Here is an 18,981-nt window from a genome sequence, read left to right as displayed (position 1 = left end):
TTCCAATTCTTTCCCAACCGCCAACAACGGGAGCGCGCAGCATGAGTATCATGAGCATGACGATTCGACGGGATCGTGGGAGGATGTTGCTGATGATCCTCTCGGCAGGATCGGTGCTGTTGTCGGCGGGCTTCTCGGCGCAAGATTGCCGCGCCGAAGAGAATGCGCCCTATCGCGTCTATCTCGGAACCTACACCCGAGGAGAAAGCCGAGGCATCTATGCGTGCGAGATGGATACGGCCCGGGGAACGCTGACCGCTCCCAGATTGGTTGCCGAAGTGCGGAATCCGTCGTTCCTAGCCTTTCATCCGGTGCTGCCGCGACTCTACGCGGTCAGCGAGCTTTGGCAAACGGACGGCCCGGATCGGGGAGCCGTGACCGCTTTCGCCATCGACGATGCCACGGGTGAGCTGCGCGAGTTGAATCAGGAAGCCGTAGGCGGAGCGGGACCGTGCCATCTGGCGGTATCACCCCGCGGCCGATATGTGGTCACGGCGAATTACGGCAGCGGCAGTACCAGCGTCTTGCCGCTGGACGACGAAGGCCGCTTACAGCCCCGCTCCCACGTGGTGCAACACGAAGGTTCCGGCCCGAACGAAGCCCGGCAAAAAGGCCCGCATGCCCATCAAACGCTCTTCTCGCCCGGCGGCGAAATCCTGTTGGTACCCGATTTGGGAATCGATCAAGTCCTGCTATTTCGCCTGGATGAAGCGGCGGGCCGGCTTTCCGCCTGGAATCCCCCTTCCGTTGCCGTGCCTCCCGGCTCCGGGCCGCGCCACTGCGCGTACCATCCTTCCGGCAAGTTCCTCTACGTGGTCAATGAGCTGGCGTCCACGGTCTCGGTCTTCGAATGCACGGATGAAGTCCCGCTCCGATTGACGCAAACCATCTCAACGCTGCCGCCGGAATTCGACGGGGGCAATACGACGGCGGAAATCGAGGTACACCCGTCGGGGCGCTTTGTTTACGCTTCCAACCGCGGTCACGACAGCATCGCGGCTTTCGCGATCGATTCCGCCACGGGCAAGCTCAGCGAGATCGGTCGCTTTCCCAGCGGCGGCCGGGTGCCGCGCAACTTCGCCATCGCGCCGGGAGGACGTTTTCTGCTGGCGGCCAACCAGGACACCGACAACGTGGTGGTGTTTGCGATCGATCAAGATTCCGGAAAACTTCAACCCACCGAAGGCTCCGTGCAAGTGGGAGCGCCGGTCTGTGTGGTTTATCGGCCGATCCGCAAATAACACCGGATCGTCCAACCACTCGGCTTCGGCGGCTTTCGTATGCCAAGGCCGACCGTCGAATCACGTTCCCGGCCGCCCGTTTCTACCGCTGAAGCCCTACTCTTTCCAGGGCTTCAGCGGCACGGCGTTATTCTGTGCGATACCGGAAATCGCGGATCTTCCGGACGATCTATTGAGACAATCGATCGGCCACCGAATCATGCGACGAGCCGCATCGGTTGCCGCGCATCTTTACGCACGCCGGCAACAAACTCGTCGAAGATGCCGAAATCCAGAGCGGAAGCGGCCTCGCACTCGGGATGGAACTGAACACCGATCGCGAACCAATCCGGATCCGAGCTTTCGAAGGCCTCGATGATGCCGTCCGGCGCCCAGGCGGTCGCCGTGAAAGGCTCGGCCAGATCCAGGATCGCCATGTGGTGGCGACTGGCTACGCGAATCTCGCCTTCGCCGTAGACGCGATCGATCAAGGAGGAAGGTTTTACCGTCAGCGTATGGCGGTGCTCCGGGTCGTTGCGGTCGAAATGCGGCATGGCGTTCTCGAAATCATCCGGGATATGGAGCGAGAGGGTGCCGTTCATGACGACGTTGAGAAGCTGCATGCCCGCCCCGATCCCGAGGACCGGCTTGCGATGTTCGCTGATCGCGCGGCCCAGCATGCGGTCGAAATCCTCCCGTCGGGGATCCATGAGGTGGGTAGTGGAATGGAGCTGGCAACGATCGCGGCGCGGGTCCAGATCAGCGCCTCCGATCAAGACGAAGCCGTCCAATTCCTCCAAGACCCGCTCGACGTCGGCACGTTGGTAGAGAGGCGGAACGACGACGGGAATGGCTCCCGCCCGCATCAAACAGTCGAAGTAGCCGGCCGTGAGATAGCCGATGGCGGGTCGCTGTCGAGTGGCCGCACAATAATCCATGTTCAGCCCGATCAGCGGCTTGCCGGCCTTGTCGATCTTGCGCGTAGCCGGATCCCAGCATTGATCCTGCGATTTGACGGCCATGGTCTTTTCCTCCTTTCGGCCGCATCCTACGGCCGCTCGAACAAGAAAGAAGATGGGTTGAAACCGTTTTCCGGCCGCTCCAAGCAGACCGGAGCGGGATCCAGCCGAGATAGGAGGGGCGGGCGAGAAAACGGCGCCGAGCCGTCTTGCAAGAGGTAGGTTCGTCCATCCCTGGTCACCTGTCCAAGCTATCCCGCTTGAAAACGCTTACCGACAAGTCGCCCCAGCGCCGGTCTTCCGCCTAAGCATCGATCGGATCGACAAACCTTGGGTGCGGGAAGAGCTGGGGAACCGTCCATGTAGCGGCGGCAGCGGCCGACCGTGAGAATCCCCCGCTCCATCAAGAAGCAATCGTCGTCGATCCTTGATCCTGGGCCGTCTTGTTCGGAAGTCCGAACAAAGCATAAGTCGCAGTGTACGGCAACCTCGGAAAAGGTCAAGACAACAGACAATATCTTGATGTTTCGCCGACGCAGCCCCAAGAGGTTGTGGTGCCATCGGTGACAGCTAATGGACATGCGTAGAGTAAACGCCGCGTGATGACTCGCCGGGCAATGTGCTCAAAAACGGCGTCTCCCCACGGCACCGATTCGCCCCGGCGCGGCACTCGCGTCTCCCTTGTTAGGTTCGAGAGAAAACCCGGCTTCTTCTCGCCTCCGCCCGTAATACGTTTCCGAACGCCGCCTTTTCAAAGACCGGCTTGAGGCGTACAACAAGAGAGTTCGAGGACGCGATGAGACCCGACCGGCGAACGCATTTTCTCGGCCTTTCGGCGCGGGGACTAGGAGCGGAAACGATGTCGCGGCAAGGCACGACTTGGATCATTTTCGCTTGGAGCTTTCTGCTCGCGGCAGCGGGAGTCTGCGTATTGCTGTTTGCTGAATCCGGCGCCGGCGTGCCGCTGGTACCGGTGGCTCCGCCCGTGCCGCCCGCCCGCTCGCAAGATGCCTCCCTGTTCGTCGCGGAAGCCTCGCCGTGGGACGCCGTATTGCCTCCGCCGGGCCGCTACACGCCGGATGAACTGGTGAACATCGCGGTCTACGAGAAGACCAACCGGGCCGTCGTGAACATCCGCACCCGCGGAGTGCGCGAGAGCGCTTTCCCGCTTTTGGACGTAATCACGGAAGGCGAAGGCAGCGGCGCCGTCATCGATCGGCAGGGACGCATCGTCACGAATCACCACGTCATTGAAGCCGCCAGGGTCATATCGGTGACGCTCTTCGACGGCACGTCGTACGAGGCACGCCTGGTGGGCGTCGATCCGCCGTCCGATGTCGCCGTTCTTCAGATCGACGCGCCTGCCGATAAGCTGATCCCCGTCGCCTTCGGCGATTCCACCGACCTCAAGGTCGGTCAGCGGGTATTCGCCATCGGCAACCCGTTCGGCCTGGAACGCACGCTGACCACCGGAATCATTTCCAGCCTCAATCGAACGCTGCCCAATCCCCGGACGGGTCGGTCCCTGAAACAAATGATCCAGATCGACGCCGCCATCAACCCGGGAAACTCGGGCGGTCCTTTGATCGACAGCCGTGGGATGATGATCGGCATGAACACGGCCATCGCCAGTAAGACCGGGGAGAGCGCCGGCGTCGGATTCGCCATCCCCGTCAACAACGTGCGGCGCATCGTGGAGCAACTGATCCGCAACGGGCGCGTCGTGCGGGCGGACGCGGGAATCGATAAGGTCTTGCAAACCGAACAGGGTTTGCTGATCGCGGTCTTGCGTCCGGGCGGGGCCGCCGAACGCGCCGGCCTTCAAGGGTTCCGAGTCGTTCGCACGCGCAAGCGGCAAGGACCGCTGATCTTCGAGTCCACCAGCATCGACCGATCCGCCGCCGATTTGATCGTGGCGGTCGATGGCTCGCCCGTGCGATCTGTGGACGACTTGCTCGGCATCCTCGACGCCAAACAGCCCGGCGACAAAGCCGTGTTCACGGTAATTCGGGCTGGAAAACGTATCGATGTGCCTGTGATCCTTGACGCGGAAGAATAATCCTGGAACGATGGAGAAGAGGTATTTCCATCAGCGATGAGATTTGGTGGGTTTAAGCACGGAAAAACGGCATGGAGAAGACGATGAACTCAGAACAACGGCAACTGGCACGATTGGCGGAAGTCAAGGAATCCCTAGCGCGGAAATACGCCCGGCTTGCAAAAGTCGCAAAAAGCGCAACAAAGCGCAAGACATTTCTTTACAAATTCGGCCGTTACACGCGGGAGGTGGCGCGGGCCAAGTCCCTTCTGGGCTGACCGAACGATTACGGTATACCTCTCGCGTCGGGATTGATGCCATCCCCGATCGGGTCTGGGCCACCCTTTTCAGATGGGGGGCCTTGCAGTACATTAACATGGTTGTACGAGTTGGTTAGACGTTCGTGGATGAGTTGGTGCGGTACGGTGGACCCGGCATCGGCGTGTGGGACACCGTTGCAAAGGAACGATTTTTCGGTCGACAGCACTTGCGGGTTTCAGATGACGATCACCAGGGAACGAAAGCGGGAGTTGATTGAGCAGTATCGACGTTCTGCGAACGACGTTGGTTCGCCGGAGGTTCAGATTGCCGTATTGACCTCGCGAATCAAGTCATTGACCGAGCATCTGAAGATGCACCGCAAGGATTTCGCCGGGCGAAGAGGCATGCTCATGATGGTGGGCCAACGGCGCCGCTTGCTGGACTATTTGAAGCGCACGGCGCCCGAGCGGTACATCGAGATCGTGCAGAAACTGGAACTGCGCAAGTAGCTCCGGCAACCGCAAAGCCGGCGGAGGCCGCGGCTTATCGCGCCGCGAAAGTAACCGTCGGTCGAGCGGGACCTTTGGCAACGGATGGTGTCCCCGCAGCGCCCTTGCTTCCGCCGTCGCATCGCGGATTGCAAAGGTGAGAGAAGTTGAAGACACGGGTAGAAGAAAAGATCGGCGGCCAGACCCTGTGGATCGAAACGGGAGAGCTGGGGAAACAAGCGGCAGGATGTTGTTTGGTGGGATACGGCGACACGGTCGTTTTATGTGCCGTGACCGCCGGGCCGCCTAGGCCGGGAATCGATTTCTTTCCTCTGAGCTGCGATTACCGAGAGAGGTACGCCGCTGCGGGAAAGTTTCCCGGCGGGTTCCTCAAGCGGGAAGGACGCCCCAGCACACGCGAAGTGCTCATCTCGCGTCTTATCGATCGGCCGATTCGGCCGCTCTTCCCGGAAGGTTATCGTGACGAGGTGCAGGTCCAGGCCATGACGATGGCCGCGGATCGGCAGAATGACCCGGACGTCCTCGCCATGATCGGATCCGCGACGGCCCTGATGATCTCGCCGATTCCGTTTGAGGGTCCGCTGGCATCGGTCCGCGTGGCTTTGATCGACGGTTTGGTGGTGCCTTTTCCCACGGAGGAAATGTGCGATCGGGCGGATCTCGACTTGATCGTCTCGGGGTCGGAAGCCGGCGTCCTGATGATTGAGGGCTTCGGCCGCGAAGTGCCGGAGGAGGTCGTCGGCGACGCGATCATGGCGGCCTTCGAGTTCATCAAGCAGGTCATCTCCCTGCAAAAGAGACTGGTCGAGCAAGTCCAGCCGAAGAAGGTCGCGTTCGAGCCGGTCAAGCCCGCCCCGCTCTACGAATCCTTGCGTTCACGCTACTACGACGCGTTCCGCGTTGCGAAGACGACGCCGGGAAAACTGGAGCGTGCGGCGGCCGTCGAGGCCTTGAAGGAGCAGGCCTTGACCGAGATGATGCCCGCCGAAGGGCAGGAACCGGAGTTCACGGTCGAACAGTTTGACTCGGCTTGGCACGAGCTGGAACGCCGCGTGATGCGAGACCTTTTGCTGAGCGGCGTTCGCCCCGACGGCCGGGCCTTGAATGAAATTCGCCCCATCACCTGCAAGGTCGACGTTCTGCCGCGGGTGCACGGCTCGGCGCTCTTCCAGCGGGGCGAAACGCAGGCGATGATTACGGTCACCCTGGGAACGCCTCGGGACGAGCAGCGGGTGGACGGCATCATCGACGAATACAGCAAAAAGTTCATGCTGGATTACTATTTCCCGCCTTTCTGCGTGGGAGAATGCCGGCCGATCCGCGGCCCCGGACGGCGCGAAATCGGGCACGGCGCCTTGGCCGAGCGGAGCGTGGAAGCCGTCCTGCCTAGTCCGGAGGAGTTCCCCTATACCATCCGCATCATTTCGGACATCCTGGAATCCAACGGTTCCAGTAGCATGGCAACGGTCTGCGGGGCGACCCTGGGCTTGATGGCCGCCGGCGTGCCGATCGTCAATCCCGTGGCCGGCATCTCCATCGGTCTGGTCAAAGAGTCGGAAGAGCAGTGGTCCCTGTTGACCGACATTATCGGCGATGAAGATCACTTCGGCGACATGGACTTCAAGGTCGCGGGCACGCCCAACGGAATCACCGGCATCCAGCTCGACTTGAAGGCCAAGAGCATCAACGAGGCCATCGTCCGGGCCACGTTGAAGCAAGCCCGCGAGGCTCGGATCGAAATCCTTCGCAAGATGCTCGCCGTGATTCCGCGACCGCGGAACGACATTTCGCCCTGGGCCCCGCGACTGCTGCGAACCAAGATCAGCGTTGACAAGATCGGCGCGTTGATCGGGCCGGGAGGCAAGACCATCCGCACCTTGCAAGAGAAGACGCGGTCGGTCATTGAGGTGGAAGACGACGGTACCGTGACGATCTCCGCGGCGTCGCTGGAAGACGCCCAAGCCGCCATGAGGCAAGTCGAGGCTTTGACGGCCTCGATCGAGATCGGCAAGATTTATGACGGACGCGTCACCAGCATCAAGGATTTCGGAGCCTTTGTGGAAATCCTTCCCGGTCGAGACGGCTTGTGCCACATCAGCGAACTGGCCGATGAATACGTGGCGAGCGTCTCCGACATCTGCAAGGTGGGCGACGCCATGCCGGTCAAGGTGATCGCCATCGACGATCAAGATCGGGTGAAGTTGAGCCGCAAGATCGCGCTCCGCGAATTGACGCAAAAGCAGGGCGGAGGGGAACAACAGGACGAGCCCGCCGCCCCACCGCCGCCCTCGCACCAGCATCGCCGCCAAGGTCCGAGCCACCGTCGGCGTTAGGCTTCGGTTCGAATCGTCGTATCCCGCGAGCGTTCACGGCTCACGCGGGAATTCACGGCTTAGAGCGCGTCATGCGATCGCCTGGCGTCGGCCGCACGGCCGACGCCGGTCGTGCTATCGGCTCGTCGTCCCATCGCCGCACTTTTGGCGGCGATTTTTGTTGAAGGAGCAATCTTCGGCCGGAATACGACCGCGGAGTGCGGCGACCGTACTCGGAATCGATAGCGTGTTGCGGCAGCGGATTCTGACGCCGCCGCGAAAACGCGATAAACTAACGGATTGTAGCCTCGCCGAGCGGATGACCGCCGTAATCGAAGCGGGGATGGGCTGAAATCGGTAGAGAAGGACGTCGCAACATGTCGGACCGGCAATCCCAACGGGAGCTGCTTGACCGCTATCACGAAATTGCCCGATTGGCCGGCGCCTTGGCGCACGAGATCAAGAACCCGCTCTCCACGATCCGCCTGAACATGGAGCTTTTGGCCGAGGATTTCGCGGAGCCGCAGACGCCGAAGGAACGCCGAACCCTGAACAAGGTCAAGATGGTTCAGCAGGAATGCGATCGTCTTCAGATGATCCTCGACGACTTCCTGCGTTTTGCCCGGGCGGACCGGCTCCATTTGCAGCCTGCCGGCCTCAACGAGGAGGTTCGTCGCGCCTTGCAGTTCTTCGCACCGAAGGCGAAGGAGTCGGGCGTGGAGGTCATCGAGTTCTTGACGGGCGACATCCCTAGCGTCTTGCTGGACCGCGACGCGTTTCAGTCCGCCCTATTAAATCTTTTGATCAACGCGCAGCAAGCAATGCCCCACGGCGGGCAACTGGTCGTGCGAACGTTTCCCAGCCCGGACGGGGTGACGGTGGACCTGATCGACTCGGGCTGCGGCATGTCGCAAGACACCATCGAACGGGCGTTCGAGGCTTTTTTTACCACGAAGCAAGGTGGCACCGGCTTGGGGCTTCCCACGGCGAGAAAAATCATCGAAGCCCACGGGGGGAGCTTGCGCATTCAGAGCGAGCCGGGAAAAGGCACGCAAGTCAGCATCACGCTCCCGACGCCGCCGCGGCTGTCGGCCGATTTGGAGCAGCGGCAAGACGGGGCGACGGCCGCTTAGAGGAGGTATGCCATGGTCGCAAGCGAAAAGGGACGCGGCAACGGTCGGCCGTCGCCATCCCGAGTCCTCATCATCGACAACGATCGCGCCCATGCCGAAACCGTGGCTGAAGTCTTGGAGCGCGCGGGCTTTGCGTGTACCACCGCCGCTTCCGGACCGGAGGGAGCACGGCTCGTCCGCGAAAAGGAGTTCGACGTCATCATTACCGATTTGGTCATGAACGACATCGACGGCTTGGGCATCCTCAATCTCGCGAAGCAAGAGCAGCCCGAGGCCGAAGTGATTTTGATCACCGGCCACGGAACGATCCAATCCGCCGTGACCGCCATGCGCGAGGGGGCGTTCAATTACCTGTTAAAGCCTCTCGATCTGGCTCAACTCCGGGCCGTCACGGAAAAGGCCGCCGAAAATGTCGCGCTGCGGCGAACGAATCTGGAACTGCATCGACGGTTGGACGAGAAGTTCGGATTCGAGGGCGTCGTCGGCGACAGCCCGCAAATGCGCGAGGTCATCGAAAAACTCAAACGGATCGCCCCAACCAACGCCACCGTCTTGATATTGGGAGAGACCGGGACGGGTAAAGAGCTGGTTGCGCAGGCCATCCATCAGAACAGCCCGCGCAAAAACAAACCCTTTGTGGCCTTGAATTGCGCCGCTCTGAGCGAGAACATCTTGGAGAGCGAATTGTTCGGCCACGTGAAAGGCTCCTTTACCGATGCATGCAGCGATCGGGTGGGCAAGTTCGAGTACGCCCACGGCGGAACGCTCTTCCTCGACGAGGTGGGCGACATGCCCATCGCGACCCAGATCAAACTGCTTCGCGTGCTGGAAAACGGGGAAATCACGCGGGTCGGATCCAACGACCCGATCAAGGTGAACGTCCGGGTACTGTCCGCGACCAATCAGAACTTGGAGGAGTGCGTTCAGGCGGGGCGATTTCGTGCCGACCTCTACCACCGCCTCAAGGTCGTGACGATCCGGTTGCCCAGCCTGGCGGAGCGGCCCGAGGACATCCCCGTTTTGACCGACCACTTCGTCCGTATGTTCGCCAAGAAGCACGGGAAACAAATTCGCGGGGTTTCCGCGGCGGCGCGGCGGATCTTGCAAACGTACCGTTGGCCCGGCAACGTGCGACAGCTTCGCAACGTGATTGAAAGCATGACGGTGGTCGATTTCGACGGCATCTTGGACGTGGACGATTTGCCGGAGGAATTGGCCGATCGCTCGTCCCCCGTCGCCGCGACGAACCAAGTTTCGTTGGCCAATCTCGTCGGCAAGCCGCTCGAGGAATTGGAGAGGATGTTCATTGCCGAAACGCTCCGTGCGACCGGCGGCAACCGTGAAGAGGCCGCTCGCCTGTTGGGTATCGGGGAACGTACGTTGTACCGCAAAATCAAGGAGTATCAGCTTTGAGGCCGCAACCTCGGCACTATTCAGCAAAAGCTTGTTGAAGCCGTATTTCGTCCTTTCTTTGTCGTGAGGGTGCCCCGTCCGCCGCTCTCGTCTGCTTCGAACGGCAAGATGCGCGTAAAATGACGAGCGGAAGGCGATCCGTCGGGGCAATGCAAGAAAGTCGGATTTCCGTCGAGCATGGGCCGAATTCATCGTCTGCCTCCAAGCGTCGTGAATAAGATCGCCGCCGGCGAGGTGATCGAGCGTCCGGCCAGCGCCGTCAAGGAGTTGATCGAGAACTCCATCGACGCGGGGGCGTCCCGGATCGACGTGGTCGTTGAGCGAGGCGGCATCGACTTGATTCGCGTCACCGACAACGGCTGCGGTATCGCGGAGGATGACCTCGAGTTCGCCGTGACCAGCCATGCCACCAGCAAGATCGCCGACGCCGACGACCTATTCCACGTTCAAACCTTGGGTTTTCGCGGCGAGGCCTTGGCCTCGATCGCCGAAGTGAGCCGGCTGGTGATTCGCAGTCGTATTCCGGGCGACGAGGTCGGATACGAAATGACCGTCCAAGGGGGCGTCCGCGGCGCGATCGTCCCGTGCAGTGCGCCCGTCGGCACGACCATCGAGGTTGCCGACCTGTTTTTCAACACGCCGGTGCGGCGACGATTCCTACGTTCCACGGCCACCGAGGCGGCGCATGTGGCGGAAACGGTCGCCAAAATCGCGCTCGCCCACTCGCACATCCATTTCACGCTTCGGCACGGAGAAAAAACGGTCTGGGCCTTGCCGCCGGTGGAGCGGGCGATCGACCGCATCGCGTCGCTGTACGGTCGCGAGTTGGCAGATTACTTGATCGAGGTGGCAAGCGAAGACGGCCCCGTCAAGATTCACGGTTTCGTCGGGCATCCCCAGCTTTCCCGGTCGAACACGCGCCAACAATTTCTCTTCATCAACGGGCGACCGATTCGGGATCGCAGTCTTCAGCACGCTTTGTCCGAGGCATATCGCGGCCTGCTCACGGTGGGACGGCAGCCGGTGGCCTTCCTCTACTTGGAGATGCCGACCGACATGGTCGATGTGAACGTCCACCCGACCAAGCAGGAAGTGCGATTCCTGGACGGCGGCAGGCTGTACGGGCAGTTGCTGAGCACGCTTCGGACGAGGTTCTTGACCAGCGACCTGAATACCCGGGTTCCCATGCCCGACGTCGCCGACCCCCATGAGGCCCACGACCGCGACAAGATTCTCGAAATGCGCCGGCGGGTCGTGGACTGGGCGAAAGGCGCCGCCCCGTGGCTTGCGCCGGGATGGGCGGCGTCGGCACAGGCGGCGACACCGCTCGCTCAAACGGCCGGGACCGGTGATTTAGGTGCCTGGATGCACGGCCCGATATCGGGCGGGGAGGAAAACGGGTCGGGCGACCGGGGCACGCAACAAAGCGGCGTAGGCCCGCACGACGAGGCCGCCGACCTCGCGGCGAACGCAACGGCGGACGGTGAGATGGAAGCCGCTTCCCACTTCCTGGAGGACGGGCATGGGGGGCCGCCTCGGCAACCGAAGGCCATTCAGGTTCATAACCGATATCTGATCGCGGAGAGCGACGAGGGCGTGGTGGTCATCGATCAGCATGCTTTGCATGAACGGATCTTGTACGAGCAACTGCGACGCCGCGTGGAGGAAGGGCCGCTGGAATCTCAGCAACTGTTGGTACCGGAACCCGTGGACTTAAGCCCTTCCGAGGCGGCTGCGGCATTGGACGCGGCGGAGATTCTGGCGGAATTGGGGCTGCGTGTCGAGCCTTTCGGGGGCAGCACCGTTTTGATTTTGAGCCGGCCCGTCATGCTGGGCCGCGTTCCGCCCGGAGAGTTGCTGCGCACGGCACTGGAGCCGATGTCGGCGAAGGACGGCGGACCGGGACGCGCCGAATTGATGGACAAGATATTGCATTCGATGGCTTGCCGGGCGGCGGTCAAGGCCGGCGATCGCCTGAGCGAAGAAGAAATCGCGGCGCTGCTCGCGCAAAGCCGCGGCGTGCTCGATGCGCATCACTGCCCCCATGGACGCCCGACCGCCCTGATCTTCAGCCGCGAAGAACTCGACAAACACTTCAAACGCGTGTAAAGGATAGGAAGAAGCGAGAGAGGGAAGCAACGACCGCAACCGCGCCCCCGCGCAGCGACTTGCCGCGGGTCGTTAACTTCCCCTGCATCATCGACACCCCCGAGGACGACATCTCCATGATTTGCGTCAGCATCGCCCGCGGTCGCCATCGCCATGTCATCGCCGAACATCGACACCTGTCCGAACAAGGCGCTCAACTTGTCGAGATTCGGCTGGATTACATTCGCGGACCGGTCAACATCAAGCGACTGCTTCAAGACCGGCCGTGTCCCGTCGTCATGACGTGCCGACGGGAACGCGACGGCGGGCGATTCCCCGGAACGGAAGCGGAACGGCAGTTGCTGCTCCGTACCGCGATCGCGGAAGGAGCCGATTACGTCGATCTCGAGGAGGATATCGCGGCGTCCATTCCGCGCTATGGGACCACCAAGCGGATTATCAGTTACCACGACTTTCGGCAGACGCCGGAAGACTTGGAATCGCTGCATGCGCGGTTGGCGAGTTTGGACGCGGACGTGGTCAAAATCTGCACCATGGCCAATCGTCCCCAAGACAATACCCGCATGTTTCGATTGCTTTTGAAGGTGAACGTCCCGACCGTGGCCTTCTGCATGGGAGACATGGGCATACCCTCGCGTATCCTGGCCGGGAAGTTCGGCGCGCCGTTCACTTATGCCACGTTCCACGTAGATCGCGCGCTGGCGCCGGGCCAACTGAGCTTCGAGCAGATGAAGAATGTGTACGGCTACGATGCCATCGAACGATCCACCGAGGTCTACGGCGTGATCGCCGACCCGGTCGGACACAGCCTCAGTCCATTGATTCACAATACGGCCTTTCGCCATTTCGGCATGAGGAAAGTGTACATCCCTATCCGCGTCCCGCGTGAAGAGCTTTCTGCATTCTTGGACGACGCGCCGGTCTGGGACATCAAGGGGTTGAGCGTTACCATTCCCCATAAGGAGGCGGTTCTCGCCAAGTTGACCAAGGCCGATTCGGTGGTGAGGGGTGTCGGGGCGGCCAACACCGTCGTGTTTCAAGATCGAGAACGCCTCGGATACAACACCGATTGCCGGGCCGCCCTGGAAGCGATCGAGGCCGCCTTGGGCGGCCCCGTCGGCGGTGTCAGCCCGCTCAAGGGGAAAAAGGCCCTCGTGCTGGGCGCGGGAGGGGCGGGAAAGGCCGTGGCCTTCGGCATCCTTCGCGCGGGAGGCGAGGTCGTTCTCAGCGACGGGGATGAAGAAAAGGCTCGCTCCTTGGCGGAAAAACTGAGCTGCGCGCACGTGCCGTGGGAGGAACGCCATTCCGTGCAACCGGACGTTCTCGCCAATTGCACGCCCGTGGGAATGCATCCCAACGTCGACGAGACCCCGTTCGAGGCTCAGCATCTCCGCGGTTCCATGCTCGTTTTCGACGCCGTCTACAATCCGGAGAACACGTTGCTGATCAAAGACGCCCGGGCGAGAAACTGCAAGGTCGTCACCGGCGTCGAGATGTTCGTTCGACAAGCGTGCATGCAGTTCAAATTGTTCACGGGAAAAGACGGCCCGGCGGAACTCATGCGAGAAGTCTTGAAACGGGCCACCTCCGCGGCGAAATGGTAGCCGACGAAGAGATCCGCCGCCTGATGCCGGCGCGAGGAACGTGAACGGACCGTCGCCCTGCCGCCGCCGAACCGGGTTCGCCGTCAATCATCCGCACGCATGATTTTGAGCGCAAACCGCCCGACCGATTGATCGAATGACTTGCGGAGCCGTCATGAACCTGATCCTGATCGGATATCGAGCCACGGGGAAAACGACGCTGGCGCGTCTGTTGGCAGAGAGACTGGGGTGGTCCTGGGTCGATTTGGACGAACAGATCGAGCTTGCGGCGGGGAAGCCCATCGCGCAAATCTTCGAGCAGGACGGAGAGTCCGCCTTCCGTGATCTCGAGTCGAAAACGGTGCAGGAATGGTGCGGTCGGGATACCGTCGTGATCGCCACAGGCGGCGGTGCTCCCCTGCGAGAGGAGAATCGTCGCGCCATGAAAGCCTCCGGCAAGGTGGTCTGGTTGACGGCAAGCCCGCAAACGATTCACGCCCGAATGCAGGGAGACGCCACCACGGCCGCACGACGCCCGGCCCTGACCGCGGCCGGCGGGCTGGAGGAGATCGTTCGATTGCTGGCGCAGCGGGAGCCGATCTACCGGCAGACCGCGGATTTCGTGGTCGACACGGAAGGCCGGTCGCCGGAACAGTTGGCGGACGAATTGCTCGGCATGCTCGAATCGAGCGATGAAAGGAATTGAAACCTCGTGGATCGGCTCATGGAACTGCCATTTCCGGTTCGGGCGGGGCTGCTTTGCCTCTTGGGGGCCGCTCTGGGAGCCGTCGTCAATTGGGCCGTCTACGCCTTGGCTTGGAGGCCGCGCCCGCTCAGCCCCTGGATCGCCGCGCCCGGGCGATCGTCGCTGCGGAGGGATTTTCTACCGATCGTGGGTTGGTGGTTTCTACGTAGAAAAGAGGCCGCCCTGGGACGTGGTTTTTGGCTTCGGCCGATGGTCGTGGAAATCGTCAGCGCGGTCGGACTCCCTCTATTGTATTGGTGGGAGGTGGAGTCTCGCGGACTCTGGGGAGAAAGCCTCTCCGTACCGGATGCAACGACGCTGCACTGTGTCTTTTTCAAGCATGCGATTCTCATGGCCTTCATGCTCGTGGCATCGCTGATCGACGTGGATGAGCAAATCATCCCGGATGCGGTGACGATCCCGGGCACTCTGATCGGTTTGGTTCTGGCGGCCATCCTGCCGGCATCCCATCTGCCCGCCGGTCCGCCCGTCGCTTCGGATTGGTTGATGCTCGACGGGATCCGCCTCGAGGGCCCGCCGCCCTTGGAGGCAAGCGTCGCCCCGCTCAACTCCTCGCACTCCCAAGGGAACCAGGGGGCCGCGGGGGATTTCCTCACGCTAAGCTCCCCGTTTGGTTGGCCCAAATCGCTCGGAGGCCAGCCGCACGGCCGGGGAGCCTTGGTCGGGTTGTTCTGTTGGTGGCTTTGGATATTCGCGCTCCTGCCTCGCCGTTGGTACGGCCGCAAAGGGTGGCGCAAGGCGTTCATTTATTTTTGGGTCAGACTGTTCCGCTCTCGGGTCACGGGCGGCCTATTGGTGCTTGGAATCGTAGGATCCGCACTCATCTTGTTCGCTTGGATTTGGGGCGGCAACGTTTGGCAGTCGCTGCTTTCCGCGCTTGTGGGAATGGCGGCCAGCGCGGCTTTGGTCTGGCTCATTCGCATTGTCGGCTCGATGGTTCTGGATCGAGAGGCGATGGGCTTTGGAGATGTCACGCTGATGGCCATGCTGGGGGCGTTTCTCGGCTGGCAGCCGGGCATTATTCTCTTCTTCTTGTCGCCGTTCGCCGCGCTGGCAGCCGGACTGTTGATCTGGCTGCTGCACGGCCGAACGGAAATACCTTTCGGTCCGTTCCTTTGCCTCGCGGCCGGCGCAACCATCCTCTTTTGGTCCCGGATTTGGGCATGGACCCTGCCCGTCTTCGCCTTGGGGCCGATTCTCATGCTCGTCGCCGCCGTCTGCATCGTACTCTTCACGCTCCTTTTGATGGTGCTACGATTGGTCCGAGAACGTCTGTTGTGACGGCATTATCGCGCCCGGCACGAACCGTACGTCACGGCGAGGCAGGAACCCGGCGGACGGGGAAATTCTCCCCAAGCTGTCGGGCAAGGAGCCGCGAACCCTAGACGCTTCCGGCCGGTCATCCCCGAACGGCGGGCACAGCGAAACGTGTCCCACCGGCAGGGAAATCGGGAGACCGTCGTGCCATTTGGGGCGACGGCGGTATTTTCGTCTCCGACGGCGGGACGCCCGCAATTACGTCAAGGTCAGTTCCCTGCTGGGGCGGAACAGACGAGACGTTCCACCAGGAAATAGGCCGTAGGCCGCGGCAAGCAATTTGATGGGGTGAAGCGTGGGCTTGGTGGTGCCCTGTTCCATCTGAATCTTGCAGGTGCTGCACTCCGTAACACCGCATTCCAACGCCGAGTCCCTCAGCATGTTGATGAGCCCCCAGCCCGCCCGCAGACTGGTTCGGAAGTTCTCGCGCATCAGTCCGTAGGTACCGGCCATTCCGGAGCACGCCTCGTGAGTACGGACGACGATCAAGCCCGGAATGAGTTGGATCAGCTTCGCGCCCGGCGCACCCTTTCCCAACGCCCGCAGGCGGCACGGCTGATGATAACCCAGGGCATGCGTAATCGGTTTGAAATCGAGCTGTAGCCTTCCGGAGAGATGGAGACGCCAGAGATAATCGCCCAGGTCGCTCGTATTTCGGGCAACCAAACGGCTGTCCTCGTCCTCGAGCAGTTGGGGGTATTCCCGGGTCAGGGTTACCGCGGCGGCAGGCTCCGTCGTGACCACGTGGTATCCTTGTCGAATTGCCTCCGCGAGGATGATGGTGTTATTCCGGGCCAGCCGCCGCGCCAAATCCAATTCCCCTGCGGCGACGGCCGAGGTACCCGCCGGTCCTTGGTCGGACGGCACATAGACCGTCACTCCGTTGTGTTCCAGGACGGCGACCGCCATCTCGGCCAATTCCGGGTCGAACCAATTCGCGTACGTGTCAACGAAATAAACCACCTTGGGACCGCTGCGACCCGTCGCGTGATTGAGCCGACGTCGGGCCGCCCGGCGGAGGAAACTCGGCGAATAGATGCGGGGAAGCTTCCGTCCGTGAGCCACGCCGCAAAACCTTTCGAGCAACCATCGGGCCTGGCGATTACCCAGCGCCCAATTGACCACGGGATGAATCGCCGCGGCCCAAGCCGCCCAGCGATCGATCCGATTCATCAACCATGCGGACGTGGAAATGCCGTGCGCGGCGACGTAGGCTGCCTTGGCCTCCGACATCAGTCGCGGCACGTCCACTTCGGAGGGACACTCCAATCGGCACATGTGGCAGTGGACGCACAAGTCGGCAATGTCCTTGGCGGTCCGCTCCGTTAAGGTTTCGAGCGGCAAGACCTGGGACAAGACCCCTTGCAGCATACGCACTTTAGCCCGGGGAGAGGCTTCCTCGGTGGGCATGATCCGAAAGATCGGGCACATGCGCTCCAGCGACGATTGCGTGCGGCAAAAGCCGCAGTAATTGCATTGCTGCACGTCGGCAATCAACCGCCTCGGTTCCCAATCCAATTGGGCCACCAGGAGCGACGGCAAGTCCTGGGCGGCTGACGGTTCGCCCGGCGAAGTGGGTCGGAGAGCCGGCCGCCGCTCGGTCTCGGCGGTCGCTCCGCCCGGTGTTGCGGCCCCCTGCGTTTCGGAGCCGCCGGAGGAATCGCCGAGGGGCGGCCGATCCGGAGATCTTGTCTGTCCCGGCGGCCGTGACAGACAGGCTTGCGTGGCAGCTTCGACCTCCCCTCCCCTCCTCTCCTCTGCTATCGGCGAACGAATAAGGCGTGGCCAATCGCAGGTCGATTCCCGTTGAACGACCTTACCGGGATTAAGAATCGAAGCCGGATCGAAGACGCCTTTGATTTCCGCGAAAAGCTGATGCAGCTTGGGCAGGTGTTTCTGCAAGAGCGGCGTCCGAACGATTCCCAGTCCGCCCGAACTTCCGAACCCGCCCCCCAACCCAACGGCGGCAGCCGCGATAACGTCCGCCAGGTCCCGCAGAGCCTCGACGGCCCGGCGGTCTGAGAGATCGAGGAAGGGACGCAGAATCACGCTTCCCGAACCTAATCGGCAGCGCAAGGCCGCCGTGACGCCGCGGCGACGCAATTCGCTCTGAATCAGGGCCAAGAAGGCAGGCAAGTTCGCCGGCGGAATGGCAAAATCATCCAGCACGGGGATCGGCTGCGTCGAACCGCCGCGGCGGAAAGCCGGCTGGTGCGGGTTGCAAAGCCGCCGCAAGACCGCCGTGTCCGCCTCATCGAACGCCAGCCGCGAACCGATGGCGAGCTTTTTCCGTTCCCGAACGTCTTCGACCAGCTCCTGGAGTTCGTTGCGAACCAACCGTTCCGATTCCCCGGCAATCTCGACGACGATCGCGGCCTCCACCTGCTCCGAAATCAAGGACTCCAATCGTGGATCCGATTGGCGTGCCAAACTGAGATGCCGCCGATCCAGAAGCTCGCAAACAGCAGGCTGGTAGCGGAGAATCTCCCCTCCGCTCATGGCCGCCCGTTCCAAGGAATCGAATAGGAGGAGCGCGACGGCGGCGCTTTTCGGCAGAGGATCGGTTTCTAGAACGGCTTCGACGATCACGCCCAGCGTGCCCTCGGCGCCCGCCGCAAGCCGTGCCAGGTCAAGCCGGCCGTCCTGAAGCGCGTCCCACACGGCGTACCCGCCCAAATACGGCGCCCTTGCCCTTTCACAACTTAGCGTGTCTTGATGTCGCCGGAGAATGGTCGCGACGTCCGCAACCAATCGGCTCTTGCGGGAGTTTGCGGCGGCGGCCTGATGTTTGGCGATCTCCTCTCGTCCCAGACGCACTCGGCTGCCGTCGCCCAGCACCATGGTTATTTCTTGCAACCGACGGCCGAACCGGCCGAGATGGCCCCCGCGTGAGGCGGCCGGGTCGCGACTGATAACACCGCCCACAGTAGACACCACGGCGGAAGCGGAATCGCAATCGAGGAACCGCCCATGCCGAGCCAAGACAAGATTCAACCTCTCTAGGACGACCCCCGGCTGAACGCGAACGCACTCCCCGCCCTGCTCCATGCCGAGGACGCGTCTCAGGTGCACGGAAAAGTCGATGATCACCCCGGGACCGAGCGATTCACCCGCCGTACCGGAACCCGCGCCACGGGGATGAACGGGCAATTGATGCTCGTAACAGTATCGCACACAGGCCGTCACATCGCCGACGGACCGCGGACGGACGACGCAGAGGGGGCGCATTTCGAAGATGCTCCCATCCCCGGCGTAGACATGAAGCTGTACCGGATCGGACAGGACCTCACCCCGCACGAGACCGGATAGGTCCTCGTGCACGCGTGCCCTTTGCTGGTCCGAATAACTGGTGCTCATTCCG

The 18,981-nt window shown here is 62.0% G+C and carries 13 protein-coding genes; 11 read left to right on the top strand and 2 right to left on the bottom strand.

What is annotated here, in order from left to right; translation table 11 throughout:
- The first annotated feature begins 41 nt into the window (after nt 1-41).
- Nucleotides 42-1,241, top strand: coding sequence for a lactonase family protein (locus ACZ5B4_RS02835; protein WP_464912930.1), 1,200 nt, complete (start codon nt 42-44; stop codon nt 1,239-1,241).
- 197 nt (nt 1,242-1,438) lie between these two features.
- On the opposite strand, the gene ACZ5B4_RS02830 is transcribed toward ACZ5B4_RS02835, so the two are convergent.
- Nucleotides 1,439-2,242 (bottom strand): gamma-glutamyl-gamma-aminobutyrate hydrolase family protein, encoded by an 804-nt coding sequence (locus ACZ5B4_RS02830; protein WP_464912929.1) that lies wholly within the window; start codon nt 2,240-2,242, stop codon nt 1,439-1,441.
- Between the two features lie 796 nt (nt 2,243-3,038).
- On the opposite strand from ACZ5B4_RS02830, the gene ACZ5B4_RS02825 reads away from it, so the two are divergent.
- The 10 genes from ACZ5B4_RS02825 (at nt 3,039) to ACZ5B4_RS02780 (ending at nt 15,584) form a co-directional block, all read left to right on the top strand.
- A complete protein-coding gene (locus ACZ5B4_RS02825) occupies nt 3,039-4,238 on the top strand; it encodes a S1C family serine protease (RefSeq protein WP_464912928.1) in 1,200 nt (399 codons plus the stop codon).
- An 83-nt stretch (nt 4,239-4,321) separates the two neighbouring features.
- On the top strand, nt 4,322-4,495 hold the full coding sequence (locus tag ACZ5B4_RS02820) for a hypothetical protein (RefSeq protein ID WP_464912927.1): 174 nt from the start codon (nt 4,322-4,324) through the stop codon (nt 4,493-4,495).
- A 222-nt stretch (nt 4,496-4,717) separates the two neighbouring features.
- Entirely contained in the window at nt 4,718-4,987 is a 270-nt protein-coding gene (rpsO, locus tag ACZ5B4_RS02815; protein ID WP_464912926.1) for a 30S ribosomal protein S15, read from the top strand.
- Nucleotides 4,988-5,133: 146 nt separating this feature from the next.
- Entirely contained in the window at nt 5,134-7,320 is a 2,187-nt protein-coding gene (gene pnp / locus ACZ5B4_RS02810) for a polyribonucleotide nucleotidyltransferase (RefSeq protein WP_464912925.1), read from the top strand.
- A 356-nt stretch (nt 7,321-7,676) separates the two neighbouring features.
- The gene (locus ACZ5B4_RS02805) at nt 7,677-8,432 is read left to right on the top strand and encodes a sensor histidine kinase (protein ID WP_464912924.1); all 756 of its coding nucleotides are present in this window, start codon (nt 7,677-7,679) and stop codon (nt 8,430-8,432) included.
- A gap of 12 nt (nt 8,433-8,444) precedes the next feature.
- Nucleotides 8,445-9,845 (top strand): sigma-54-dependent transcriptional regulator, encoded by a 1,401-nt coding sequence (locus ACZ5B4_RS02800; RefSeq protein WP_464912923.1) that lies wholly within the window; start codon nt 8,445-8,447, stop codon nt 9,843-9,845.
- Between the two features lie 177 nt (nt 9,846-10,022).
- Entirely contained in the window at nt 10,023-11,954 is a 1,932-nt protein-coding gene (gene mutL, locus ACZ5B4_RS02795) for a DNA mismatch repair endonuclease MutL (protein ID WP_464912922.1), read from the top strand.
- A gap of 116 nt (nt 11,955-12,070) precedes the next feature.
- Complete coding sequence (gene aroE, locus ACZ5B4_RS02790; protein ID WP_464912921.1) at nt 12,071-13,558, top strand: shikimate dehydrogenase; 1,488 nt, start codon at nt 12,071-12,073, stop codon at nt 13,556-13,558.
- Between the two features lie 154 nt (nt 13,559-13,712).
- Entirely contained in the window at nt 13,713-14,243 is a 531-nt protein-coding gene (locus ACZ5B4_RS02785) for a shikimate kinase (protein WP_464912920.1), read from the top strand.
- A gap of 18 nt (nt 14,244-14,261) precedes the next feature.
- Nucleotides 14,262-15,584: a prepilin peptidase gene (locus ACZ5B4_RS02780; protein WP_464912919.1), complete on the top strand. Its 1,323-nt coding sequence runs from the start codon at nt 14,262-14,264 to the stop codon at nt 15,582-15,584.
- A gap of 234 nt (nt 15,585-15,818) precedes the next feature.
- On the opposite strand, the gene ACZ5B4_RS02775 is transcribed toward ACZ5B4_RS02780, so the two are convergent.
- Nucleotides 15,819-18,977: an FAD-linked oxidase C-terminal domain-containing protein gene (locus ACZ5B4_RS02775; RefSeq protein WP_464912918.1), complete on the bottom strand. Its 3,159-nt coding sequence runs from the start codon at nt 18,975-18,977 to the stop codon at nt 15,819-15,821.
- Nucleotides 18,978-18,981: the final 4 nt, after the last annotated feature.

The sequence above is a fragment of the Thermogutta hypogea genome, assembly GCF_055386265.1.
This window is presented reverse-complemented; position numbering and strand designations above follow the sequence as displayed.

Excerpts from the sequence above, each read along its gene's own strand:
- ACZ5B4_RS02775 (WP_464912918.1), bottom strand. The coding sequence starts at position 18,977 with ATGAGCACCAGTTATTCGGACCAGCAAAGGGCACGCGTGCACGAGGAC.
- ACZ5B4_RS02835 (WP_464912930.1), top strand. The coding sequence starts at position 42 with ATGAGTATCATGAGCATGACGATTCGACGGGATCGTGGGAGGATGTTG.
- ACZ5B4_RS02825 (WP_464912928.1), top strand. The coding sequence starts at position 3,039 with ATGTCGCGGCAAGGCACGACTTGGATCATTTTCGCTTGGAGCTTTCTG.
- ACZ5B4_RS02830 (WP_464912929.1), bottom strand. The coding sequence starts at position 2,242 with ATGGCCGTCAAATCGCAGGATCAATGCTGGGATCCGGCTACGCGCAAG.
- mutL (WP_464912922.1), top strand. The coding sequence starts at position 10,023 with ATGGGCCGAATTCATCGTCTGCCTCCAAGCGTCGTGAATAAGATCGCC.
- rpsO (WP_464912926.1), top strand. The coding sequence starts at position 4,718 with ATGACGATCACCAGGGAACGAAAGCGGGAGTTGATTGAGCAGTATCGA.
- ACZ5B4_RS02785 (WP_464912920.1), top strand. The coding sequence starts at position 13,713 with ATGAACCTGATCCTGATCGGATATCGAGCCACGGGGAAAACGACGCTG.
- aroE (WP_464912921.1), top strand. The coding sequence starts at position 12,071 with ATGATTTGCGTCAGCATCGCCCGCGGTCGCCATCGCCATGTCATCGCC.
- ACZ5B4_RS02780 (WP_464912919.1), top strand. The coding sequence starts at position 14,262 with ATGGAACTGCCATTTCCGGTTCGGGCGGGGCTGCTTTGCCTCTTGGGG.
- ACZ5B4_RS02805 (WP_464912924.1), top strand. The coding sequence starts at position 7,677 with ATGTCGGACCGGCAATCCCAACGGGAGCTGCTTGACCGCTATCACGAA.
- ACZ5B4_RS02820 (WP_464912927.1), top strand. The coding sequence starts at position 4,322 with ATGAACTCAGAACAACGGCAACTGGCACGATTGGCGGAAGTCAAGGAA.
- ACZ5B4_RS02800 (WP_464912923.1), top strand. The coding sequence starts at position 8,445 with ATGGTCGCAAGCGAAAAGGGACGCGGCAACGGTCGGCCGTCGCCATCC.